Origin of the sequence: Enterobacter sp. MEB024 (genome assembly GCF_030209635.1) — a bacterium.
In the GTDB taxonomy this organism is placed as follows: Bacteria; Pseudomonadota; Gammaproteobacteria; order Enterobacterales; family Enterobacteriaceae; genus Enterobacter; species Enterobacter ludwigii.
The window spans coordinates 227,534-249,898 of the sequence record NZ_JARVRQ010000002.1; the positions used below are offsets into that span (position 1 = coordinate 227,534).

Genomic DNA, 22,365 nt, shown 5'->3' on the forward strand with positions numbered 1-22,365 from the left:
CTACAGCAACTGTTTGCTACGCAGGAAATCACGGGCGACCTGCTGCGGTGACTGATGGTCGATATCCACCTTCTTATTCAGTTCGGTGATAACGTCGTTATTGAGCTGGGCGGAGAGAGTATTCAGCGCCTCTTTCAGACCCGGATTGGCGTCAAGGGTATCTTTACGCACCACGGGAGTGACCGCATAGCTCGGGAAGAAGCCTTTATCATCTTCCAGCACCTTCAGGTCGAAGCCTTTTACCCGCCCGTCGGTGGTATAGATAAGCCCGGCATCGACGAAACCGTCCCGCACCGCGTTATAGACCAGGCCCGGGTCCATCTGGCGGATCTGCGGGCGATCCAGTTCCATGTTGTATGCCGCCTGCAGCGGTTTCATCCCGTCGCTGCGTCCGGCAAATTCGAGGTCCAGACCCAGCAGCCAGTTTTTATCCGGATCGGTTTTACGGATCTGCTCAATCTTTGCGACCATTTCAGACATGGTGTTGATGTGTTCTGCTTCGGCGCGTTTACGCTGCATGGCGAAGGCGTAGGTATTGTTCATATCGGCGGGGTTGAGCCATACCAGACCGTGCTTCGCGTCCAGGCGTTTCACCGTCTCGTAAGACTCCTGTGGCGACATGCGCTTGTTGATGTGGTTAAAAATGATTAACGACGTGCCGGTGTACTCCCAGGTCATATCAATTTGTTTGTTGATCATCGCGTTGCGGGAAATGACCGTGGCAATATTGGTCTGTGGCTGGACCTGAAACCCCTTTTTTTGCAGATACTGGACGGTCATGGCCGAGAGAATGTGCTGCTCGGTAAAGCTCTTGGTCGCCAGGATCAGCGGGGCCGCTATCGCCTGGCTGGTGAACAGTGCCGCGGCACACAGCGCCGTCAGGCTGGATATCAGTCTCATAAAAGCTCCTTGTTATTGTTATCGAGCGAGATGTGGACTCATCACGCGACCCAGCGCAGCCAGCAGGGTGTCGAGGATCAGAGCAAACAGGGCGGTGGCCGCCGCGCCGAGGATCAGCGTCGGGAAGTCGTTGAGGTAGATACCGGGAAAAATCAGTTCGCCGTAGCTGCTGGCACCAATCAGGAAGGCCAGCGGGGCGGTACCCACGTTGATGGCGGTGGCAATGCGGATCCCGGAGAGCATTACCGGCCAGGCGTTGGGAAGTTCGACCTGGCGCAGACGCTGCCATTTCGTCATCCCAATGCCATTAGCCGCTTCCAGTAACGACGCCGGAACCGAGCACAGTCCGGCATAGGTGTTTCGCACTATCGGCAGCAGCGAGGCGAGGAACAGGGCGATAATCGCAGGCGTATCACCGATACCAATCACCACCATTGCCAGCGCCAGAACGGCCAGCGGCGGCAGGGTATTACCAACGTTAAAGATCTGCATCACGTATTCAGCGATACCGCGTGCTGACGGGCGGCTCAACAAAATGCCGCTGGGAATGCCCATCAGCAGGGCAAAGAACATGGAGGAGAATACCAGGATTAAATGCTGTTGCCCGAGGTAAATCAGGTCAACCTGACGCGCCTTAATTGTATCCAGCCCAATTCCCCAGGTGAGGAGGGCAACGACCACAATAATGGCGCCGACAAAAAGCAGCGAACGTGTGAGTAATGGGTGCATTGCGATGTGTCTCCCTGTGCGCATGCGTTATAGCAACCACGGGTTGCCTGTTGTTATGCCATGTTTCGGCAGGGGTAGATGACCTATAGCAAGCGTTTGGGATGGGTTCCAGCGAAGGGGGAAAATCAGTAACCCTATGAAATTAGTGACAACCTTAGGTTAAGCCTTATGGAGCAAGGGCTGGCTGTGGGGCAGACAGAATTGTCCTAAAGCGTAATTTAAAATGTGACAGTGTCACATGGCGTGAGCGTCTCCTCACGCCTGCGACCCTCATTATCGGCTGAAGGCGGCGCGCACCCGGCGAACGCGCACTGAGGTGCTGATGATGGAAAAGGCGGCGACAACGACGAGCATCACCCCAAGCGCCAGCATGGCGTTAAACCCAATCCACCTGAACAGGATCAGCCCGGCGATACCGCCGGTAATAAACGAGAAAATGGTGGTTAAGTGGGTTTTGAGCTGACTTTTTTGCGCTGCCGTATCTTTGGAATAATCCCGGCGGAGCATCGCCACCAGGACCGAGGCCAGGGATATTCCCGCGTCCGTCAGCGTGCCGGTAATATGGGTTGATCTTACCCGGCCGCCGGAAAGCTGGGTCGACGTTGAATTATGAATCCCCATCAGACCACAAAGAAAGATAATAATTTCACGGTTAGTCGTGAGGGCATGGAAATACATCTCGTAACAGGAAACGCCGGTCAGTAATAATCCCTCGACCAACAGTATCTGGCAAAAAACCAGCCTGATATTATGGATAACCCCCCATAACACGATGATACGGGCCATGATTGCGCCGGCAACAAAAGACAGAATAATGGCGCCAAAGAACAAAATATCATTCAGATCGGTAGAGGAAACTTCGCTGGATAATTGGGAGGTATTGCCGGTCATATGGGAGGGAAAAAAGCCAAATGCCCCGAGGGCGATGGCGTTGAGCAAGCCTGCTGAGGTCGCCAGCCAGAGTGCGAGCAGGCGATCCTCCTGATGCGTTCGTTCTTTTTTGAGTTTAATCAGCAAGAATACCTCCGGGTTGAGCTTTGCCTGACTATTCAGGCTAGCAAAGCGGTGCAAGGGGCTGTCCAGGATATTGCTTAATTATTATTCCTGATAACCGCATTCAGGGTTTTGTAATTAAATAAAATATCCTTGCTGAATGTGTGTGGGCTGAAAAACTTACACCATACCGTTATTCCCGTGACGTAAAAATGCCGGTCGCAGATTAAGCCGTTCGAACCAGGCGTTAATTGCCGGCACATCAGGCTTATCAAATGGCGTCATTTTCCAGCGGTTCACCGAAAGACCAAGTACCACGTCTGCAAGGGTAAACACCTCGCCCGCCGTATAGGCTGCAGTGCGTTGCAACTGCTCCTCCAGAATAGCGATGCAGTGGTTCCACGCTTTAATTCCGGCGGCAATACGCTCCGGGTCGTTATAGTCCGGGTTATTGCGTCCCAGTGCCGGAAAGACATACCGCCAGGCATTGTTGAATTCGCTTGCCTGCCAGTCCATCCAGCGTTCGACGTTGGCGCAGGCCTGCGGTTCCGTTGGCAGGAGATCCTCACGGCCGGCTTTACGGGCCAGATAACGGCAGATTGCGTTAGATTCCCAGAGGACGAACTCGTCATCGAGCAGCACGGGAACCATGGCGTTGGGATTCAGGGCGCGGAAGGCAGCGGTTTGCGTGGAGGCAAAACCGCTGCCGTAGTCTTCCTGGTGATACTCGATACCCGCTTCTTCGCAGGTCCAGAGCACTTTACGTACGTTGATCGAGGTTGTCTTGCCCAGGATGCTTAACATGATGCCGGTGTCCTTTTAGAGATGCAGTGTTTAAAAACTCTACACCGGTTCTGGCGAACGGGTGGAGAAATCTGGAAACGATACCGCAGGCAAGGAAACGAAACGCTTAGTCAGTGGTGACAACGAACATTTTTGCCTGCTGTGCCAGCTGGCGTTCAGCTTTGATCGGGGCATATTTTTCCGAATGGTAAAACGCCAGCGCCTGCTGCAGTGAAGGGAACTCAAAAATGCCAGCAAAGGGTAGCGGTTCTTCATCGCCTTCAAGGAGTTCGACAACAGGACCAAAATGCAGAATTTTGCCGCCGGCCTCTTCAAGTGCCAGTCTGAAGCGAGGGGCAAGATTGGCCTGCCGTGCAGGGTCGATAACACGTAAATTGATATGGATAAATGCGGGCATCATGATACCTTGAATAGCGTTAATAGTGTATATACACTATTTTATCTCACCGTATCTGTCGAGCGTAAAGTATGAACACTGTTGATCTGGCGTTACTAAAAACCATCCCCGAGACCTGTCCGGCGTATCAGGCACGTGCAACAGCACGGGCTATTACGCGTTATTACAACGCCTGCTTCAGACCTTATGAATTGACGGCAGAACAGTTCAGCCTGCTGGTGGGGATCGGCGGTGGCGTAAATGAAACGGTGGCAGGGCTTGCATCAAAGGCCGGGGTGGATGCAACCACACTGAGCCGAAACATACGGATTATGGAGTCCCGTGGGGTTATTGAATCAACGGGGGGGCGCGGACGCCGTGGAAAACAACTTAGCCTGACCGCGCAGGGGTGGGCGCTTCTGACATCCGTGATCCCCGTATGGCAGTCCGCAAGAGAGGAATTGTCACGTAAAATGGGAAGCGAGCAGCTCAGCCTGACGACGACGATGATGAAAGACCTGGCAAAAACCAGCACATCATGTTGAGCCTTTCCTGCTGTCGCAGACACGTTCTGTGGGCAACGCAGTCAGCACCACGCGTCATCCCAAAGAGCACCAGCACGGTGCACTCAACTCGCAGTGTCTCACCAAAACGGTGAAACAGCCTGCACAGGCAGACTTAACAGTTTAATAATTAACATAAAAAATTCTGGCATATCCCTTGCAACGCTTAACACTGAAGGGCAGCACACCACAATTTGAAAAATAGCTGGCTAGGGTTCCGGTTCACTGCGGTGAATGACTGGTCCAAGAGCTGGCGACCTCTGAGAGGTTACACGGCGGGACAAAAGCCCGGGAGACAGCAGCACCTGAAGGTGTCGCGCTGCCCCCTAATTTTGTGCCACTCAGAGGTCAAGCATGAAGAAAACGCCATTATTCCGCACCCTGGTACTCTCCCTGGCGATGCTGGTCAGTCTCCCCACCTTTGCTGCGGTGAAGAAAGAGTTCAACGTCTGCTGGACCATCTACGCCGGCTGGATGCCCTGGGGCACCCTCAGCACTAGCAAAATCATCGATAAATGGGCCGATAAATACGGCATCAAAATCAACGTTGTTCAGCTCAACGACTATATCGAATCCATCAACCAGTACACTGCGGGCCAGTTTGACGGCTGCACCATGACCAATATGGATGCGCTGACCATACCGGCCGCGGGCGGCGTTGATACCACGGCGCTGATCCTTGGCAGCTATTCAGAAGGCAACGACGGCGTGGTGATGAAGGGCGAGGGCAAAACGCTCAACGACCTGAAAGGGATGAAAGTCTACCTGCCTGAGCTCTCTGTTTCCCACTATCTGCTGGTGCGCGGCCTGGAAAAAGCCGGCCTGGCCGAAAAAGACGTCACCGTGGTAAACACGTCTGACGCGGATATCGTCTCCGCCTTTGGCACGGCAAATGTGCAGGCGGCGGTAGCCTGGAACCCGCAGCTGTCGGTCATCAAAGGCACGCCAAAAACAACAGAAGTGTTCAGCTCCTCTCAGGTACCGGGTGAGCTTATCGACATGATGGTGGTCAACAGCGAAACCCTGAAAGACAACCCGGCGCTTGGCAAAGCATTAACCGGCGCATGGTACGAGATGATGGGGCTGATGAAAGCGCAGGATGCCACCGTGCTCAACGCAATGGCCGCCGCCTCCGGTACCGATCTGGCCGGTTATCAGGCGCAGCTGAAAACAACCCACCTGTTCTATACCCCGCAGGACAATATTGCCTTTTTAACGTCGCCGGAGCTGGCGAAAACCATGCAGCGCGTAGCCACGTTTTCGTTCGATAAAGGGCTGCTGGGCGATGGGGCGCAAAGCGCGGATTTCATCGGCATGCGCTTCCCGGGCAATGTCACCCAGGGCGATGCCAGCAACGTGAAGCTGCGCTTTGACGACAGCTTCGTGAAAATGGCCGCTGCCGGCACGCTGTGATAACGGACGGAACATCCATGCGACAAATTAATCGCCATCCCACGCCCGGCATGCGGCTGATGCTCGTGATGCTGCCTTTCGTCCTGCTGCTGGCCGCATACTTTTTCGGTTCCGCGGTCAGGCTGGAGGCTAACCCGCAGGACAAGCTGCTGCCTGGCCTGCAGCAGATGCTGGACGCGCTATCACGCATGGCGTTTACCCCGGATAAACGCAGCGGTGACTATCTGTTCTGGGTGGATACGCTGGTGAGCCTTGCCCGTCTTCTGACGGGGCTGGTCATCGCCTCGATCATCGGCCTCTGTGTTGGCGTCACCGCCGGTGTTTTCCCGCTGTGGCGCGCGTCGCTCTCGCCGCTGATGACGGTGCTGTCGATGATCCCGCCGCTGGCGATCCTGCCGGTGCTATTTATCGTTTTCGGGCTGGATGAATTGTCGAAAGTGATGCTGATTGTCATCGGCATCACGCCGATGCTGGCGCGCGATCTGGAGCATCGCGCGTGCGAAATCCCACCGGAGATTCTGATCAAAGCCCAGACGCTGGGTGCCAACAGCTGGACGCTGGTGTTGCGCGTGGTACTTCCGCAGCTGTTATCGCGGCTGCTGACCTCGCTGCGTCTGCTGCTGGGGTCGGCATGGTTGTTTCTCATTTCGGCAGAGGCCATCTCCTCAACCGCCGGGCTGGGCTATCGCATTTTCCTCGTGCGCCGCTATATGGCGATGGATGTGATCATTCCGTACGTCCTGTGGATCACGCTGCTGGCCTGGCTGATGGATCTGGCCCTGCGCCAGTTACATAAAACCTGGTTTCCCTGGGCGGAAGGAGGGAAGGCATGAGCTTTATCACCATCAACAATATCTGGCAGGAGTACGGCGACCACGTGGTGCTGGAGCGCCTCAATCTGCTGGTGAAAGAGGGCGAGTTCTGCTCAATGGTGGGGGCCTCTGGCTGCGGAAAATCCACGTTTTTGCGCCTGCTGCTCGGTCAGGAAGCGCCAAGCCGAGGGTCCATTACGCTCGACGGTAAACCGCTGCGCGCCGAGCCGGACAGCAGCCGAGGCGTGGTGTTTCAGCGCTACTCCGTTTTCCCGCATCTCAGCGTGCTGGATAACGTCACCATAGGGCTCGAACTGCCGCAAGCGCCGCTGTTCGGGCGCCTGTTTGGCGCAAAGAAACGGGCGGCGCGTGAGCGGGCTACCGGGATGCTGGAAAAAGTTGGTCTCGGGCATGCGATGCACAAATACCCGGCCCAGCTTTCCGGCGGTATGCAGCAACGTTTAGCCATTGCGCAGGCCTTCATCATGCAGCCGCGCGTGTTGCTGCTGGATGAGCCGTTTGGCGCCCTGGATCCGGGTATCCGTAAAGATATGCACGCCTTGTTGCTTCAGCTGTGGGGGGAGACCCGCATGACTGTCTTTATGGTCACCCACGATCTTTCGGAAGGCTTTAACCTCGGCACCCGCTTACTGGTGTTCGACAAAGTGCGCCTCGACCCGCAGGCGCCCAACGCCTTTGGCGCCCGTATTACCTACGACATTCCGCTCAACGAGACGCGGCTCTCCGCGCTGAGTGGAACGGCTCCCGATAACGTTTATGCATTAAGGGGTTAACACCGTGAATACCATGACCATGTTACGCGAAGAGATCCTGCCCGGCGGCGGTCACCTCTCGTTTGTGCTTAAGCGCGGGCAGATCCTGCGTATGACCGACATTGAAGGTGGAGCAAACGTCAGCCTGCTGATGCTGAATCCGCACGAGAAAAGTGAACGTCTGAACCTGCCCGACACCCTGAAAGGCCAGCACACCGCGCGTCTTACCGCCGGACACTGCTTTTACTCCGACATGGGACGCGTGCTGGCAGGCATCACCGCAGATACCTGCGGCTGGCATGACCCGTTTGGCGGCGTACTGAACGCCGCCGAGGTGACTGAAAAGTATGGCCAGGGACGCTATCAGGAACTGCGCAACGGGTTTTACCGAAACGGAACGGACAACCTGCTGGTGGAGATGGGGAAGTGGGATCTCAATCTCGAAGATCTGCTGATGGTGGTCAACTTCTTCAGCAAAGTCACCGTCGATGACCGCGGTCAGTTCACCTTCCACGGCGGCTATTCGCAGTCGGGCAGTTACGTGGAGCTGTACGCGCCCATGGACACGCTTGTGGTGATGACCGCGCTGCAGCATCCGATGGATCCGTCCCGGGAATATGCCCCACGACCGGTCGCGCTGAGCTGGCGACAGGCTGAGGATGAAGAGGGGGCCGTTAACGCGCTTCTGACGCGCCCGGAAAACGAACGCGCCATGACCAATACCCGGCTTTTCGCCCTGTAAGGAGCAGTAAAATGACCATGATCTCTGAAAAGCATGTGCAAGACGCGGTATTTCGCCACGTGATCCCGGCAGGTGAACCGTACCTGTTCGAGGTGAAACAAGGGCAGACGTTGCGCCTGCTCGACCTGGAAGGTAACCAGGCGGTCGACACGCTGTTCTACAATGCCGATAACCCGCGTGAACGTTACGATGCGCAGCGCACATTGCGCCGTCAGAACAACGCCTATCTCACGCGTGGCAGCGTCCTGTACTCCAGCCTCGGTAACCCCCTGCTGACCATTATCGACGATACCTGCGGGCGTCACGATACCCTCGGCGGGGCCTGCGCCCAGGAGAGCAACACCGTGCGATACGCCCTCGATAAACGCCATATGCACAGCTGTCGCGATAACTTCCTCTGCGCCTGTCTGCACGATGGCCGTATGCAAAAACGCGACATCACGGCCAACATCAATTTCTTTATGAACGTGCCGGTGACGCCAGAGGGCGGGCTGACGTTTGAAGATGGTATCTCCGCGCCGGGGAAATACGTCGACCTGCGCGCCGAGTGTAACGTCATTGTCTTGATCTCCAACTGTCCACAGCTGAATAACCCCTGCAACGGCTGGAACCCAACGCCTGCTGAGGTGCTGGTATGGAACTGACGCCCACCCGCTGGCAGCGACTGCGCCAGGCGCTGTACCGCCTGTTTGAAGTCCGTGCCGGACGCATTCTGCCGTAACCGCTTTTTCCCCCATGGACGACCATGGGTGAGCCGATTTTCGGCGGGACGACCCGCCACGATTGAGTCTGACCTATGTTGACGACACTCCTGATTGCGAACCGCGGGGCGATAGCCTGCCGCATTTTACGCACCCTGCGCACCATGAAAATCCGTGGTGTGGCAGTCTATTCCGAGGCGGATATCAGCAGCCTGCATATTCGCGAGGCCGATGAAGCGCTGAGTCTGGGCGATGGCCCGGCGGCGAATACCTATCTGGATAGCACGAAGATCATCGCCGCCGCGAAAGCCAGCGGGGCACAGGCCATTCATCCGGGGTACGGCTTTCTCTCGGAAAACGCCGCGTTCGCCGAAGCGTGTGACGCCGCGGGGATTGCCTTTGTGGGCCCCACGCCGGAACAGCTGCGTCTGTTTGGGCTAAAACATACCGCTCGCGCGCTGGCGAAAACGCACGGTGTTCCGATGCTGGAGGGCACCGACCTGCTGGCCGATGTTAACCAGGCCGTCAACGCTGCCGCCGGGGTGGGATATCCGGTGATGCTGAAAAGCACGGCGGGAGGCGGCGGTATCGGTATGCGCGTCTGCTATGACGCAGAAGCGCTGCGTGACGCGTTCGATGCGGTAGTGCGTCTGGGGAAAAATAACTTCAGCGACGCGGGTGTATTTATCGAAAAGTACATCGAGCGGGCGCGTCATCTGGAAGTACAGCTGTTTGGCGACGGCAAGGGCGAGGTGATTGCCCTCGGCGTGCGCGACTGCTCTGTGCAGCGGCGTAACCAGAAAGTGCTGGAGGAGACGCCTGCGCCAAACCTGCCGGCGGGCATGGTGCAGGCAGTGTGCGAGGCGGCGATAACGCTGGGTAAAGCGGTCAACTACCGCAGCGCGGGCACCGTTGAATTCGTTTATGACAGCGACGCCGCCCGCTTTTACTTCCTTGAGGTGAATACCCGTTTGCAGGTGGAGCACGGCGTGACCGAACAGGTGTGGGGCGTGGATCTGGTGCGCTGGATGATCGAACTTGCCGCCGGAACGTTGCCGCCACTGGCGACACTGCGTGACACCCTGAAACCGAAGGGGCATGCCATTCAGGCCAGGATCTATGCCGAGAACCCGGGCCGCCAGTTCCAGCCTTCACCGGGACTGCTCACCGACGTGGCTTTCCCGCCCGATGACCGCGTTACGCTGCGCATCGACAGCTGGGTTGAGGCCGGATGCGAAGTCCCGCCGTTTTTTGACCCCATGTTAGCCAAAATGATCGCCTGGCAGCCGACACGCGAAGCCGCCATCCGCGTGCTGCATACCGCGCTGGGGGAGACCCGTATTTATGGCGTTGAAACCAACCGCAATTATCTGCAGCAGATCCTGACCTTCGCGCCGTTTGCCGCAGGTGAGCCCTGGACCCGCTGTCTTGAGCACCTGATGTACCAGGCGTCCACGCTGGAGGTGCTCAGCGCCGGTACGCAGACCACGGTGCAGGATTACCCGGGACGCACAGGCTACTGGGCGGTTGGCGTTCCGCCATCCGGGCCAATGGACAGCCTGGCGCTGCGTCTGGGTAACCGTCTGCTGGGCAATAAAGACGATGCCGCCGCGCTTGAGATCACCCTCAGCGGCCCGACGCTGAAATTCAACTGCGATGCGCAGCTGGTGGTGACGGGCGCTGAAATTGCGCTCACGCTGGACGGTGAACCGCTGGCCAATAATCACGTTTTTCGCGTCCGTGCGGGCATGACGCTGCGTATGGGAGAGATCCGCGGTGCGGGCGTGCGCAGCTATCTTTGCCTGCGCGGCGGGTTTAACGTGCCGGAATATCTGGGCAGTAAAAGCACCTTCACGCTGGGGCAGTTCGGGGGGCACGCCGGACGGGCGCTCCGTACCGGTGACATTTTGCACCTGGCGCCGTTAATCGAGCCGGTTGCGGACGCGCCGCTGCCGCAGGCGCTGCACACGAGGCTGGACGCGGTGCGCGAACTGCGGGTGATTTACGGCCCGCACGGTGCGCCGGAGTATTTCACGCCGGATTACATCGCGACGTTTTTCGCCACCGAATGGGAGGTGCATTTCAACTCCAGCCGGACGGGGGTACGCCTGATTGGCCCGAAACCGGAATGGGTTCGCGACAGCGGCGGCGAGGCGGGCCTGCATCCGTCGAACATTCATGACAATCCGTATGCCATCGGCGCGGTGGATTTTACCGGCGATATGCCGGTGATCCTCGGCCCGGATGGCCCAAGCCTGGGCGGGTTTGTCTGTCCGGTTACCATCATCGAGGCCGATCTGCACGCGGTAGGGCAACTGAAGGCGGGAGATTACGTTCGCTTTGTGCCGGTGGATATTGCCACCGCGCGACGGCTGGCGCAGGCGCAGGAGCGCCAAATCGCCAGCCTGACCCCGCAACCTGTCATGTGGCAACCTGCCGGTCTGGACTCACCGATTGTGCTGACGCAGGGGACTGACGATAAACGTCTGGTGGCGAGAGTGTCGGGTGATACCCATCTGCTGCTGGAGATTGGCGAGCCAGAGCTGGATCTGGTGCTGCGTTTTCGCGGCCACGCGCTGATGCAGGCGCTGGAGGACCGGGCGCTGAAAGGCGTTATCGATCTCACGCCGGGGATCCGCTCCCTGCAAATTCATTATCAGCCGGAAACGCTGCGCCTGGATAGCCTGCTGGAGGTGATCGCCGGGCTGTGGCAGGGCGTTTGTGACCAGGACTCGCTGGACGTGCCATCGCGCATCGTCTGGCTGCCGCTCTCCTGGGACGATCCGGCGTGTCAGAAAGCCATCGACAAATACATGACCACCGTGCGCCGCGATGCGCCGTGGTGCCCGAGTAACCTGGAGTTTATCCGTCGCATAAACGATCTGGCTAACATTGATGAAGTGTATAAAACGGTGTTCGACGCCCGTTATCTGGTGATGGGGCTGGGGGATGTCTACCTCGGCGCGCCGGTGGCCACGCCGCTCGACCCGCGACACCGTCTGGTGACCACCAAATACAACCCGGCGCGCACCTGGACGGCGGAGAACTCGGTGGGCATTGGCGGGGCATACCTCTGCATCTACGGTATGGAAGGGCCGGGCGGGTATCAGTTTGTGGGGCGAACCCTGCAGATGTGGAATCGCTATCGCACGATAGAGGATTTCGGCGGCAAGCCCTGGCTGCTGCGTTTCTTCGATCAAATTCGCTTTTATCCGGTCTCAGCCGGGGAGTTGCAAACCATCCGCCGGGATTTCCCACTGGGGCGTTATCCGCTGCGTATTGAACACACCACGCTGAAACTGGCGGAGTATCAGCAGTTTCTGGCTGACGAAGCACCTGAGATTGAGGCATTCCGTGCGCATCAGCAGGCGGCGTTTAACGCCGAGCGTGAGCGCTGGATAGCGGGCGGGCAGGCGCATTTTGACAGCAGCGACGAAACGACGGATGACGGTGACGACGTGCCGTTACGGTCGGGAGAATCCGGTGTTGAAAGCCCGGTTGCCGGCAACCTGTGGCAGGTGAACGTTGAGGTCGGCAACATCGTGCGCGAAGGCGATGTGCTGGTGGTGCTGGAGTCGATGAAAATGGAAATCCCGTTAGTTGCCACTCAGGACGGCGTGGTCAGTCAGGTCCGTGTCCAGCCGGGGTCGTCGGTGCGGGCGGGCCAGTGCGTGGTCGTTCTGGAGAAAACAGCATGAAGCCTCTTTATGATTTACGTCTCTCTGTGCTGGCAGAGGCCTACCGTGAAGGCCAGATCGCCCCGCGTGAGGTGATAACGGCATTACGCGAGCGCGCGCTGGCGCTGAACCCGTCATTTAACGCTTTTATTTATCTGCTCACCCCTGAAGAGCTGGAGCCGTACCTTGCCGCGCTGGAGGGCGTAGCGCCGGACACGCTGCCGCTGTTCGGCGTGCCCTTTGCCATCAAAGACAATATCGATCTGGCAGGTATCGACACCACCGCCGCCTGTCCGGCATTTGCGTATCGGGCAGAGCAGGATGCAACGATAGTTTCGCAGCTGATTGCGCTGGGGGCGATTCCTCTGGGGAAAACTAACCTCGATCAGTTCGCTACCGGCTTAAACGGTACGCGTTCGCCGTATGGCTCATGTCGTAACAGCGTTCATCCGGATTACCCGTCCGGTGGCTCCAGCGCGGGGTCGTCGCTGGCGGTCGCCCTGGGTCTGGCGAGCTTCGCGCTGGGAACGGACACGGCCGGCAGCGGGCGCGTACCGGCCTCGCTGAATAATCTGGTCGGCCTCAAGGCAACCAAAGGACTCATCTCCACGGCAGGGGTTGTGCCTGCCTGCCGCACGCTGGACTGCGTCACGTTTTTCACCGCGACGGCAGCAGAGGCCAGCCAGCTGCTGGCACTCACGGCGCGACAGGATCCGCGTGACGAATACAGCCGGTCCAACCCGGCGTGGAACGGCCCGCAGGCTTTTGGTGTCCCTGCCGCGGGCTTTCGCTTTGGCGTGCCGGAGACGCTCGAGTTTCTCGGCTGTGCAGAAAGCGAGGCGCTGTATCACCGCGCAAAGACGGTGCTTATCGCGCTGGGTGGCGTGCCCGTGACTCTCGACTTTGCACCGTTTCTGGCGGCCGCGAAACTGCTCTATGACGGCCCGTGGGTCGCCGAGCGTTATCACCTCGCGGGTGCGCTGATTGAACGCCAGCCCGACGCGGTGCTGCCGGTTATCCGTGATGTCCTGCAAAACGCGCCTGCAGCCACTGCGGTGGCGGCGTTTGACGCGCAGTACAAACTCCAGCGGTATAAAGCCGAGTGCGATGCCATGATGGCCGACCTGGATTGCGTATTAATCCCGACGTATCCCCGCCCGGTGAGTCTGGCTGAGCTGGCCGATGAACCGGTTAAAAGCAACTCGGCGCTGGGCATCTATACCAACTTTATGAACCTGCTCGACTATGCCGCCGTAGCGGTTCCGGTCGGTGAAATGAACAATGGGCTGCCATCCGGCGTCACGCTGTTTGGCCGCGCGTTTACCGATCAGTATCTGCTCAGTCTGGCCGATGCGTTACAACGTCACACAAAATTAACGTTACCGGGCAATCGTGCCATGCTGGACGACGCGCCGACCTGCACCGCAACCCATGACCGCCTGCGGATAGTGGTCTGCGGTGCGCATATGGACGGTCTGGCGCTCAATGTTCAGTTACGTGAGCGCGGAGCACGCCTTGTAGACGCGACCACCAGCGCACCTTATTACCGTCTGTATGCGCTGGCGGACGGTAAACGTCCCGGAATGGTTCGGGTGGCAGACCAGGGGGCCGGGATTGCGGTCGAAGTCTGGGAGCTACCGCACAGCGAAGTGGGGTCGTTTCTCGCCGGGATCCCCGCACCTCTGGGGCTGGGAAAAATCGAGCTGCAGGACGGACGGTGGTTGACCGGGTTTATCTGCGAGGCGTATGGCCTGGAGGGGGCACGGGATATCACGGAATTTGGTGGCTGGAGAGCCTGGCTTGCCCGGAAACAGTGAGCAAGCCAGGTGCTGGCATTAGCGGTAGAGCGTTTTTTCCGCGACCGGAATAATTAACGTGTCCTGCCAGTCCGCGAGCGTCAGCTGTGCGAGTTTGCCCAGTGCGGTGTAGAACGGGTGCCCGGCGTTTTCAACAAACACGGACAGGAAGCGGGTACTCCACGGCAGCAGGTGCCACGCCAGAAGTTGGTCGCGTTCAGCGTCGCGGCCATTTTCGGCCAGCCACGCGGCCAGTAACAGCAGGGTACCGATGTGATCTTCCGGTTCGTTCTGCTTCATCTCGAAAGCAATGTTGTTTTCACGCATCCACTGGCGCAGCGCGAGGGTGGAGTCGCCGAAGAGCACGGATTCCCGATCCAGCCAGACGGAACCCCATGGCGGTGACGGCAGGGCGTAAGGGCCAATAAACAGACGTTGCCAGGCATCTTTCAACGCTTCATCTGATGGCGTTTTGAACGCATCTGCAACGGGTTGCAGCGTTTCCGGCGCCAGCGGCCAGTCCTGAATCCAGTCGCCTGCGGTGAGCGCCTGCACCAGCGGCGCAGTCTGCTCGCTATCCGGAGCAAAATAAAACAGCGCGCCCAGTACCCGGGCGCTGAACGCGAACGAATCACGCTGTGAGACTTCTTTCATGACTACCTTCCTTGCTCGCGCGGAGTAGCCCGCGCGACTGTGTTAACCCGCAATCGCCATACCTGCGGTCATGTGCAGACCATAGAAAAGACCACGGCCAATCAGTTCACCCACGACGACCAGTATCACGCCTGCAAAAAGAGCGAGGGCTTTAGGCTCCTGCCGACGCATCAGCGGGCACAACCAGCAGCCGAGTCCGGCGGCAAGCAGTACGATACGCCAGATTTGCAGCGCGCCATAGTCAGGCAGCAGGGCACTCGCCTGTTGAACGGAACTGTGGATTGTCGCCAGGTCATTACTCTGCAGCACGATGACCGCCACGCAGGCCAGGAGTGCCAGCACGCTGACAGAGGCCGCGAATGTGCTTTTATATGTCGTGTTTGCCACGCGCAGCAACAGGGCTGCAAACAGCGGCCCCCCCAATACCAGCGTCAGGAAAAAGCCCACCGTGGTGTAACCCGTGTACCAGGTCGGTACGGTATCAATTTGATAAACCCGGGTCATCGCCCAGACAAAGACAACGCCCAGGATCTGGCTAACGACCAGCCAGATTTTACCCAGTGCCGGGGGCATTTTACCGATAACGGATACCAGCCACCAGAAACCGCCAACGGCAAAGAAAACGGATCCCGCGGCAATTTCGTTACTGAGCGCCGAAGCACCCACGCGGTTGAGCGAGTTAAAGGCCCGGAGCGGGGAGCCAAGGTGCAGCACGGACGCCAAAAATCCGATGCCCATCACCAGCCACAGAAAGAACATACTGCGGACAAGGCGTGTTTTCACCGCGTCGTCTTTTTCAGTAAGCCAGACGAGCCCCATAACGATCAATGCCCCGGCGACGCACTGTCCGAAGACCGTGAAGATCATCAGCGGCCATTCATGCCATCCACTTCCCATCTCACACCTCTTTCGGGTTTGCCAGGTAGCCGGTGGTATCCCCTGTCGGGCGACTGTTGGCGTTAGGTTTAATCACGATGCTTGGCTTCGTGAAGTGCGCGGACGGCAGCGGCGCGACGGCCGCCAGCTGACCATGTTTTTTACGCAACTCGTCGATAGGACCGAAATCCAGCGCGCGCAGCGGGCAGGACTCCACGCAGATCGGCTTTTTGCCGTCTGCCACGCGGGTGTGGCAGCCGTCACACTTGGTCATATGGCCTTTGGCGGCATTGTATTGCGGGGCACCGTACGGACAGGCCATGTGGCAGTAGCGACAGCCGATGCAGACATCTTCATCCACCACCACGAACCCGTCGTCACGCTTGTGCATCGCCCCGCTCGGGCAGACCTTGGTGCAGGCCGGGTCTTCGCAGTGGTTGCAGGCAATCGACAGGTAGTAGGCAAACACGTTCTGGTGCCAGACACCGTTGTCTTCCTGCCAGTCACCGCCCGCGTATTCGTAAATACGGCGGAAGCTGACGTCCGGGGTTAAATCTTTGTAATCCTTGCAGGCGAGCTCGCAGGTTTTGCACCCGGTGCAGCGGCTGGAATCAATAAAAAATCCATACTGAGTGGTCATCACTTACTCCTTACGCCTTCTCGATCTGCACCAGATTGGTGTGCTGCGGGTTACCTTTGGCCAGCGGTGACGGGCGGTGCGTGGTCAGGGTGTTGATGCATGAACCGTGGTCGACACGATCGCCGTTCATATTGGCGTCATGCCAGGCTCCCTGGCCCATCGCGCTTACGCCGGGCATGATGCGTGGTGTGACTTTCGCTTCGATGCGCACCTCGCCGCGATCGTTAAACACGCGCACCGTATCGCCATTTTTGATGCCGCGTTGCGCCGCGTCCACGGGGTTAAGCCAGACCTCCTGACGGCAGGCGGCTTTCAGCACGTCGACATTGCCGTAGCTGGAGTGGGTGCGGGCTTTGAAGTGGAAGCCGAAGAGCTGCAGCGGGAATTTATGACGTTCCGGGGCGTCCCAGCCGTCGAAGGTCGAGGCGTAGACCGGCAGCGGGCTGATGGTTTCGTCGTCGGCGAGCTCCCAGGTAGCCGCAATCTCTGCCAGCTTGCTGGAGTAAATTTCAATCTTGCCCGAGGGGGTGTTGAGCGGATAAGCCTGCGGATCATCGCGGAATTTTTTATAGGCCACGAAGTGCCCGGCCGGATCTTTACGCTTATAAATACCCCTCTCTTTCAGTTCGTCATAGGACGGCAACTGCGGATCTTTTTCGAGCATTTTGGCATACAGATACTGCAGCCACTGCGCCTGGGTACGTCCTTCGGTAAATCGCTGATGAATATCCGGGCCGAGGCGTTTCGCCACTTCACTCATGATCCAGTAGATCGGTTTGCGCTCAAATTTCGGCGCGGTCACGGGCTGAAGGAAAATCAGGTAGCCCATGTTGCCTGCATAATCGTTAGGAATAATGTCTTCCTGCTCAACGGTCATTAAATCGGGCAGCAGGATGTCAGCATATTTCGCCGACGAGGTCATAAAGTTGTCGATCACCACGATGGTTTCGCATTTACTCTCGTCCTGCAGAATATCGTGGGTTTTGTTGATGTCGGAATGCTGGTTGATGATGGTGTTGCCAGCGTAGTTCCAGATGAATTTGATCGGCACATCCAGCTTCTCTTTTCCCCGCACGCCGTCGCGCAGGGCGGTCATTTCGGGTCCGCGCGCGATGGCGTCGGTCCAGCTAAAGCATGAGATTTGCGTTTTCACCGGGTTATCCGGCAGTGGCATACGCTCAATGGTGATCGTGTAGGTCGATTCACGCGCGCCGCTGTTACCGCCGTTGATACCGACGTTTCCGGTCAAAATCGGCAACATGGCAATGGCGCGGGAGGTCAGCTCGCCGTTGGCCTGGCGCTGTGGGCCCCAGCCCTGACAGATGTAGGCCGGTTTGGTACTGCCAATTTCCCGTGCAAGCTTGATGATGCGATCGGCCGGTATGCCTGTGATGCGCGAGGCCCATTCCGGCGTTTTGGCGATGCCATCATCACCCTGACCGAGAATATACGCTTTGTAATGCCCGTTAGCAGGCGCACCTTCCGGCAGCGTTTTTTCGTCATAGCCGACGCAGTACGTGTCGAGGAACGGCTGATCGACAAGGTTTTCGTCGATCAGTACCCAGGCGATACCCGCGACCAGCGCGGCGTCCGTCCCCGGACGAATCGGGATCCACTCGTCTTCGCGCCCGGCGGCGGTGTCGGTATACCGCGGATCGATGACGATCATGCGCGCGTGAGAGCGCTCGCGGGCCTGCTCGAGATAATAGGTTATCCCGCCGCCACTCATGCGCGTCTCTGCCGGGTTATTACCGAACATCACCACCAGCTTCGTGTTTTCAATATCTGAGGTGCTGTTGCCATCGTTGCTGCCGTAGGTGTAGGGCATTGCACAGGCTATTTGCGCGGTGCTGTATGTGCCATAGTGGCTTAAAAAGCCGCCGTAGCAGTTCATCAGACGCGCGACCAGCGAAGCATAAGGGGAGGAGCGGGTGATATTGCCGCCCACAATGCCGGAGGAGTAGTTAATGTAGACCGCTTCGTTGCCGTATTTTTCGACGACATCTTTCAGGCTGCGGGTAAGGGTGTCCAGGGCTTCATCCCATGAGATACGCTCAAATTTTCCTTCACCGCGTTTCCCTACGCGCTTCATGGGGTAGTTCAGACGATCGGGGTGATTGATCCGACGGCGAATAGAACGCCCGCGCAGGCAGGCGCGAACCTGATGATTGCCATAAATATCCTCACCGGTGTTATCCGTTTCGACCCAGTAAACTTCTTCATCACGGACGTGAAGGCGCAGCGCACAACGGCTCCCGCAGTTGACCGAGCAGGCACCCCAGACCACTTTGTCTTCAGCGGGCTTTACGGCGTTTTGTACCGCGGCAGCGGCGCTTTTGAGGCCAAAAGGCAGTGAAATCCCCCCGGCGGCAAGTGCCAGAGAGCCTATTGCAGTGGATTTAACCAACGTTCGACGGCTGATCCCGCCGTGATTTTCGACATCGGACATAACTCACCCCATCATTTTAATTGCGTATTATTTTCGCCCGTGATTACAACCGGGCTAATGATGGGGTGAATGTTACTTATTTGGAGGTATTAAATATTAATCCTCATCAAGTCAAAGGGAATTGGCCGCGAGAAAGTGATTAAAATCACTGAGGTTCGCCCTGACCATTATCCTGCATCCCTGATGCGGCACCGCTACCGGTGCGGGTATAGAGAATTTTAAAGGTATCGTTCGCACAATGACCGACAACCTGTGCATCCGGCTGGTCAGCCTGATCGTTTGGCACAATATTCAACGTAAAGCCGGACTCGGGCACGCCGTTATTGATGATTTTCTGTTGAATGTCGCTTTTTACGCGCTCGCAGGAATCCGGGGCAGCCAGAGCCGCTGTAGAAGCGCTCATTAACAGCAGGGCGGTAATCCAGGGTAACCGTTTCATCTGTAGCTCCTTTTCTCTGTGTGTCGGTTAAGCTTAGCAGGGTTCGTGTAAGCTTTTGTTATTGGGGATAACTTTCTGAACAATCTTATACAGGCTTCCTGCGCTCATTTTCCCCAATTTCCATCAACACGTCCTGCGGGCGGTTATACCCGCCCGGCATCGCGACGCTAAGCGCGGTGCGTTTTGCTCTGCACCTGTCGTTCGCCGGAGTGATGCCGTAAGTCATCACACATCGCCTGTAACTCATTGAACAATCTTGCCACATGGAAACCATCGCACACGGAATGATGGACCTGCACGGCGAGGGGCAACAATACTTTTCCACCCTGGTTGACGTATTTCCCCATAGTGAACATGGGGGCAAAAAAGTTCTGCATATTGGCTACGTTGATATTAAAACTGGTAAAACTTGACCAGGGGATCGCCGACACGAAAAATACATTTTCCCGCGACTCTTCCTTCGGCCAATAAGAAAGGGTATTACCATAGCGAGCAACATCTTCCGAATAAACGTTCTGGAAATGGTCAATATTGCCATCGAAGTGACTCCATAAAGAAGAAAAGGTCTCCGTTTCATTATGGAAAATGGTATAGCTTGGATGAATTTCATTCCATATGACAAGTTCATTGTTCTTCATGGCCATACGGAATTCCGAATGGTTGTTGACGATTTTAGAAAGGAGGGAAATCATCGTCGGATAAAATTTCCAGCCCAGTTCTTTTATATCCTTGAGCAATGCGGTGATGTCTATTTGAACAGTTTGATTAAATGTAGATTGAGCAAAGGACTGAAATACCTCGAAATGTTCTTTTCTGGCCCAACGTGATAAGTCAACAGGCGTATATTCAGGGATTGTTTTTTTCATTTTTTAACCTTTGATGAGCAATCAAAAATCAGCGTTTTGCCTACGTTTTTTCATGAATAAAGAAAGCATAGAGATTCCAGGCGGTTTTGGACGCGAACGCATTTGTGAGGGTAGCGCATCCTTATAGAGGAAGAAAGGGGATGGTAAACATTTAATATATCAAAGAATAAAGTTAGATGGCGCAATCTGCCGGCGTTTTCATGTTGTTAATATGTCACAGAATATCCGTCATGCGCTCAAAGCAGGTGTGTTTCCTGTTCAACAGCGGGAACAGCGCCTTCTCGTTCTGGCGAGGTTTTGCAGAGGGTAAGAGAGATTAATGCATTGATTGTACGTCTCTTTTCGCCTGACATTTTGCTATCGTGTGAACAACGGTATTTGCTAATATGATCGGGAATACTCTCCCTGATTCGGTAAATGATGTGAAGAACTACGCAGCGATAACGCTACTGGCAGCAACACTGGTGGGGTGCGACAACCCTTCCGCGCCGCTGTCGTTTACGCCCGAGATGGCGAGCTTCTCCAATGAATTTGATTTTGACCCTCTGCGCGGCCCGGTAAAAGACTTCACCCAGACACTGTTCAATGACAAAGGTGAAGTCTCCAAACGGGTAACCGGTACGATGTCGACGGAAGGGTGTTTCGATACCCTCGAACTGCACGACCTCGAGGCCAATACCGGCGTGGCGCTGGTACTGGATGCTAATTACTACCTTGATGCGGAAACCCAGCAGCGAAAAGTTAAACTGCAGGGGAAATGCCAGCTGGCCGAATTGCCGTCGGCGGGCGTAACGTGGGATACCGACGATAACGGGTTTGTGGTGGCGGCGCACGGCAAAGAGATGGAAGTGAAGTACCGCTATGATGCGGATGGCTATCCGCTGGGGAAAACCACCGTCTCCGGGGACCAGCATTTATCCGTCCAGTCGACGCCGTCTAAAGACCTTCGCAAAAGAATGGATTACTCCGCCGTGAGCATGCTGAATGACAAACCGCTGGGCAACGTCAATCAGAGCTGCGATTACGATCGACACAATAATCCGGTGAGTTGCGATCTGACGATCACCGACAACAGCGTGAAGCCCGCCGTTGAGCGCAAGTACACCATTAAGAACAGTATTGAATACTACTGAGAAAAAGCCGCGCAGGTTACTGCGCGGTGGGTTTCAGCAGGCTGGCGCCTGACGGTTTGTGTCCGGCCAGGTGCTGATGCTGGAAGATGCACATGCGAATGGTGTTGCGGTATTCACCGTTGATAAAGAACTCGTGAACCAGTTCGCCTTCCACCATAAAGCCCAGCTTGCGGTAGATATGGATCGCTTTCTCGTTCTCTTTATCCACGATGAGATAAAGCTTGTAGAGATTGAGGACGTTGAATCCGTAATCCATCGCCAGCTTCGCCGCCCGCGTGGCAAGACCTTTCCCCTGATGCTCAGGTGAAATGATAATCTGGAATTCTGCCCGACGATGAACGTGGTTGATCTCAACCAGTTCCACCAGACCGGCTTTTTCACCTTCACACTCCACGACAAAACGGCGTTCGCTTTGATCGTGAATGTGCTTGTCGTAGAGATCCGACAGCTCAACAAACGCCTCGTAAGGCTCTTCGAACCAGTAGCGCATCACGCTGGCGTTATTGTCGAGCTGGTGGACGAAGCGCAGGTCTTCACGCTCCAGCGGGCGGAGCTTAACGTCACACTGCACTGACATTATGGCGCGACCGTGCGGCCAGTACGACGATCCAGGCAGCGCAGGGTATTTGGCTCCCAGTAGGCGTTAACGTTGGCACTTTGCTGACACTTATCGCGCGCGTCGAAAGCGACATCTTCTTTGTCCCACTCTTTTTCAACACGTTTGTTCACCTTCTGGCGAAGGCTACGGGTGTCATTCCATTGTTCTTTGTCCATGGCGGCGTTCTGACGGCTTTGCGCGCTGTCGCCAGACTCAATAATGAGTTTGCTGGTTTCAGCGGTGGCAGAGGCGGCAAAGGCGAACGATGACAGCGCCAGCAGGGCTGTCAGACAAAGGCGTTTGCTTAATGTAGTCATAGCGTTTCCTTTTAAATGGGCGCAGATAATTAAGTTATCCCGTTCAGATTCTACACCAAAGAGAAATAACGGCATACCCGCGGCACGGGTATGGAAAAGTAAACGATATCATCA

General features: G+C 56.7%; 22 protein-coding genes and 1 riboswitch. Of the genes, 9 read left to right on the forward strand and 13 right to left on the reverse strand.

All coding sequences use genetic code 11. The annotated features are described in order from the left end of the window. The 5 genes from osmX to QRN24_RS03355 all read right to left on the reverse strand — a co-directional run bounded on the left by osmX (nucleotide 1) and on the right by QRN24_RS03355 (nucleotide 3,823). Nucleotides 1–900 carry an osmoprotectant ABC transporter substrate-binding protein OsmX gene (osmX, locus tag QRN24_RS03335; protein ID WP_014169861.1) on the reverse strand — a complete coding sequence of 300 codons (900 nt, stop codon included), beginning with the start codon at nucleotides 898–900 and terminating at the stop codon, nucleotides 1–3. An 18-nt stretch (nucleotides 901–918) separates the two neighbouring features. Next, on the reverse strand, nucleotides 919–1,629 hold the full coding sequence (osmY, locus tag QRN24_RS03340) for an osmoprotectant ABC transporter permease OsmY (RefSeq protein WP_032678051.1): 711 nt from the start codon (nucleotides 1,627–1,629) through the stop codon (nucleotides 919–921). A gap of 273 nt (nucleotides 1,630–1,902) precedes the next feature. Next, nucleotides 1,903–2,646: a YoaK family protein gene (locus QRN24_RS03345; RefSeq protein WP_032678052.1), complete on the reverse strand. Its 744-nt coding sequence runs from the start codon at nucleotides 2,644–2,646 to the stop codon at nucleotides 1,903–1,905. Between the two features lie 156 nt (nucleotides 2,647–2,802). Further along, a complete protein-coding gene (locus QRN24_RS03350) occupies nucleotides 2,803–3,426 on the reverse strand; it encodes a glutathione S-transferase family protein (RefSeq protein ID WP_032678053.1) in 624 nt (207 codons plus the stop codon). A 106-nt stretch (nucleotides 3,427–3,532) separates the two neighbouring features. After that, nucleotides 3,533–3,823 (reverse strand): DUF1330 domain-containing protein, encoded by a 291-nt coding sequence (locus QRN24_RS03355; protein WP_032678054.1) that lies wholly within the window; start codon nucleotides 3,821–3,823, stop codon nucleotides 3,533–3,535. Nucleotides 3,824–3,894: 71 nt separating this feature from the next. Here QRN24_RS03355 and QRN24_RS03360 point away from each other — a divergent pair, with 71 nt between their 5' ends. The 8 genes from QRN24_RS03360 to atzF all read left to right on the forward strand — a co-directional run bounded on the left by QRN24_RS03360 (nucleotide 3,895) and on the right by atzF (nucleotide 14,300). Beyond that, nucleotides 3,895–4,347 carry a MarR family winged helix-turn-helix transcriptional regulator gene (locus QRN24_RS03360; protein WP_106504010.1) on the forward strand — a complete coding sequence of 151 codons (453 nt, stop codon included), beginning with the start codon at nucleotides 3,895–3,897 and terminating at the stop codon, nucleotides 4,345–4,347. A 216-nt stretch (nucleotides 4,348–4,563) separates the two neighbouring features. Further along, nucleotides 4,564–4,662, forward strand: a riboswitch (guanidine-I (ykkC/yxkD leader). 57 nt (nucleotides 4,663–4,719) lie between these two features. After that, nucleotides 4,720–5,778 (forward strand): putative urea ABC transporter substrate-binding protein, encoded by a 1,059-nt coding sequence (locus QRN24_RS03365; protein WP_014169868.1) that lies wholly within the window; start codon nucleotides 4,720–4,722, stop codon nucleotides 5,776–5,778. Between the two features lie 17 nt (nucleotides 5,779–5,795). Next, nucleotides 5,796–6,611 carry an ABC transporter permease gene (locus QRN24_RS03370; protein WP_014169869.1) on the forward strand — a complete coding sequence of 272 codons (816 nt, stop codon included), beginning with the start codon at nucleotides 5,796–5,798 and terminating at the stop codon, nucleotides 6,609–6,611. Next, complete coding sequence (locus tag QRN24_RS03375) at nucleotides 6,608–7,384, forward strand: ABC transporter ATP-binding protein (RefSeq protein WP_032678056.1); 777 nt, start codon at nucleotides 6,608–6,610, stop codon at nucleotides 7,382–7,384. Before QRN24_RS03370 ends, QRN24_RS03375 begins: the two co-directional genes overlap by 4 nt. Nucleotides 7,385–7,397: 13 nt before the next feature. Next, entirely contained in the window at nucleotides 7,398–8,105 is a 708-nt protein-coding gene (locus QRN24_RS03380) for an urea amidolyase associated protein UAAP1 (RefSeq protein ID WP_032679675.1), read from the forward strand. Nucleotides 8,106–8,116: 11 nt separating this feature from the next. Beyond that, a complete protein-coding gene (locus QRN24_RS03385) occupies nucleotides 8,117–8,749 on the forward strand; it encodes an urea amidolyase associated protein UAAP2 (RefSeq protein WP_032678057.1) in 633 nt (210 codons plus the stop codon). A gap of 152 nt (nucleotides 8,750–8,901) precedes the next feature. Continuing rightward, nucleotides 8,902–12,504 (forward strand): urea carboxylase, encoded by a 3,603-nt coding sequence (gene uca / locus QRN24_RS03390; protein ID WP_106504011.1) that lies wholly within the window; start codon nucleotides 8,902–8,904, stop codon nucleotides 12,502–12,504. Then, nucleotides 12,501–14,300, forward strand: coding sequence for an allophanate hydrolase (gene atzF, locus QRN24_RS03395; RefSeq protein ID WP_284942337.1), 1,800 nt, complete (start codon nucleotides 12,501–12,503; stop codon nucleotides 14,298–14,300). Before uca ends, atzF begins: the two co-directional genes overlap by 4 nt. Before the next feature lie 18 nt (nucleotides 14,301–14,318). On the opposite strand, the gene dmsD is transcribed toward atzF, so the two are convergent. The 6 genes from dmsD to catA all read right to left on the reverse strand — a co-directional run bounded on the left by dmsD (nucleotide 14,319) and on the right by catA (nucleotide 20,203). Further along, nucleotides 14,319–14,933, reverse strand: a complete 615-nt coding sequence (dmsD, locus tag QRN24_RS03400) for a Tat proofreading chaperone DmsD (protein WP_020884270.1) — start codon at nucleotides 14,931–14,933, stop codon at nucleotides 14,319–14,321. Nucleotides 14,934–14,975: 42 nt separating this feature from the next. Then, nucleotides 14,976–15,830, reverse strand: a complete 855-nt coding sequence (locus QRN24_RS03405) for a dimethyl sulfoxide reductase anchor subunit family protein (protein WP_284942338.1) — start codon at nucleotides 15,828–15,830, stop codon at nucleotides 14,976–14,978. A 1-nt stretch (nucleotide 15,831) separates the two neighbouring features. Further along, nucleotides 15,832–16,449, reverse strand: coding sequence for a DMSO/selenate family reductase complex B subunit (locus QRN24_RS03410; RefSeq protein WP_014169373.1), 618 nt, complete (start codon nucleotides 16,447–16,449; stop codon nucleotides 15,832–15,834). A gap of 10 nt (nucleotides 16,450–16,459) precedes the next feature. Next, nucleotides 16,460–18,898: a selenate/tellurate reductase subunit YnfE gene (gene ynfE / locus QRN24_RS03415; protein WP_063925017.1), complete on the reverse strand. Its 2,439-nt coding sequence runs from the start codon at nucleotides 18,896–18,898 to the stop codon at nucleotides 16,460–16,462. Nucleotides 18,899–19,043: 145 nt separating this feature from the next. Further along, a complete protein-coding gene (locus QRN24_RS03420; RefSeq protein ID WP_014169881.1) occupies nucleotides 19,044–19,337 on the reverse strand; it encodes a DUF1161 domain-containing protein in 294 nt (97 codons plus the stop codon). 167 nt (nucleotides 19,338–19,504) lie between these two features. Next, entirely contained in the window at nucleotides 19,505–20,203 is a 699-nt protein-coding gene (gene catA / locus QRN24_RS03425; RefSeq protein WP_014169882.1) for a type A chloramphenicol O-acetyltransferase, read from the reverse strand. Nucleotides 20,204–20,589: 386 nt separating this feature from the next. On the opposite strand from catA, the gene QRN24_RS03430 reads away from it, so the two are divergent. Then, nucleotides 20,590–21,336 (forward strand): YnfC family lipoprotein, encoded by a 747-nt coding sequence (locus tag QRN24_RS03430; RefSeq protein WP_032670404.1) that lies wholly within the window; start codon nucleotides 20,590–20,592, stop codon nucleotides 21,334–21,336. A gap of 16 nt (nucleotides 21,337–21,352) precedes the next feature. On the opposite strand, the gene speG is transcribed toward QRN24_RS03430, so the two are convergent. Continuing rightward, complete coding sequence (gene speG / locus QRN24_RS03435; RefSeq protein ID WP_020884265.1) at nucleotides 21,353–21,913, reverse strand: spermidine N1-acetyltransferase; 561 nt, start codon at nucleotides 21,911–21,913, stop codon at nucleotides 21,353–21,355. Beyond that, entirely contained in the window at nucleotides 21,913–22,251 is a 339-nt protein-coding gene (locus QRN24_RS03440; RefSeq protein WP_020884264.1) for a DUF1283 family protein, read from the reverse strand. The genes speG and QRN24_RS03440 overlap by 1 nt, the downstream gene beginning before the upstream one ends. Between the last annotated feature and the right edge of the window lie 114 nt (nucleotides 22,252–22,365).

Bases quoted from the DNA above. Each gene is read 5' to 3' on its own strand.
- osmX (WP_014169861.1), bottom strand. From the start codon at position 900: ATGAGACTGATATCCAGCCTGACGGCGCTGTGTGCCGCGGCACTGTTC.
- osmY (WP_032678051.1), bottom strand. From the start codon at position 1,629: ATGCACCCATTACTCACACGTTCGCTGCTTTTTGTCGGCGCCATTATT.
- QRN24_RS03350 (WP_032678053.1), bottom strand. From the start codon at position 3,426: ATGTTAAGCATCCTGGGCAAGACAACCTCGATCAACGTACGTAAAGTG.
- QRN24_RS03355 (WP_032678054.1), bottom strand. From the start codon at position 3,823: ATGCCCGCATTTATCCATATCAATTTACGTGTTATCGACCCTGCACGG.
- QRN24_RS03360 (WP_106504010.1), top strand. From the start codon at position 3,895: ATGAACACTGTTGATCTGGCGTTACTAAAAACCATCCCCGAGACCTGT.
- QRN24_RS03365 (WP_014169868.1), top strand. From the start codon at position 4,720: ATGAAGAAAACGCCATTATTCCGCACCCTGGTACTCTCCCTGGCGATG.
- QRN24_RS03370 (WP_014169869.1), top strand. From the start codon at position 5,796: ATGCGACAAATTAATCGCCATCCCACGCCCGGCATGCGGCTGATGCTC.
- QRN24_RS03375 (WP_032678056.1), top strand. From the start codon at position 6,608: ATGAGCTTTATCACCATCAACAATATCTGGCAGGAGTACGGCGACCAC.
- QRN24_RS03380 (WP_032679675.1), top strand. From the start codon at position 7,398: ATGACCATGTTACGCGAAGAGATCCTGCCCGGCGGCGGTCACCTCTCG.
- QRN24_RS03385 (WP_032678057.1), top strand. From the start codon at position 8,117: ATGACCATGATCTCTGAAAAGCATGTGCAAGACGCGGTATTTCGCCAC.
- uca (WP_106504011.1), top strand. From the start codon at position 8,902: ATGTTGACGACACTCCTGATTGCGAACCGCGGGGCGATAGCCTGCCGC.
- atzF (WP_284942337.1), top strand. From the start codon at position 12,501: ATGAAGCCTCTTTATGATTTACGTCTCTCTGTGCTGGCAGAGGCCTAC.
- dmsD (WP_020884270.1), bottom strand. From the start codon at position 14,933: ATGAAAGAAGTCTCACAGCGTGATTCGTTCGCGTTCAGCGCCCGGGTA.
- QRN24_RS03405 (WP_284942338.1), bottom strand. From the start codon at position 15,830: ATGGGAAGTGGATGGCATGAATGGCCGCTGATGATCTTCACGGTCTTC.
- QRN24_RS03410 (WP_014169373.1), bottom strand. From the start codon at position 16,449: ATGACCACTCAGTATGGATTTTTTATTGATTCCAGCCGCTGCACCGGG.
- ynfE (WP_063925017.1), bottom strand. From the start codon at position 18,898: ATGTCCGATGTCGAAAATCACGGCGGGATCAGCCGTCGAACGTTGGTT.
- QRN24_RS03420 (WP_014169881.1), bottom strand. From the start codon at position 19,337: ATGAAACGGTTACCCTGGATTACCGCCCTGCTGTTAATGAGCGCTTCT.
- catA (WP_014169882.1), bottom strand. From the start codon at position 20,203: ATGAAAAAAACAATCCCTGAATATACGCCTGTTGACTTATCACGTTGG.
- QRN24_RS03430 (WP_032670404.1), top strand. From the start codon at position 20,590: ATGATCGGGAATACTCTCCCTGATTCGGTAAATGATGTGAAGAACTAC.
- speG (WP_020884265.1), bottom strand. From the start codon at position 21,913: ATGTCAGTGCAGTGTGACGTTAAGCTCCGCCCGCTGGAGCGTGAAGAC.
- QRN24_RS03440 (WP_020884264.1), bottom strand. From the start codon at position 22,251: ATGACTACATTAAGCAAACGCCTTTGTCTGACAGCCCTGCTGGCGCTG.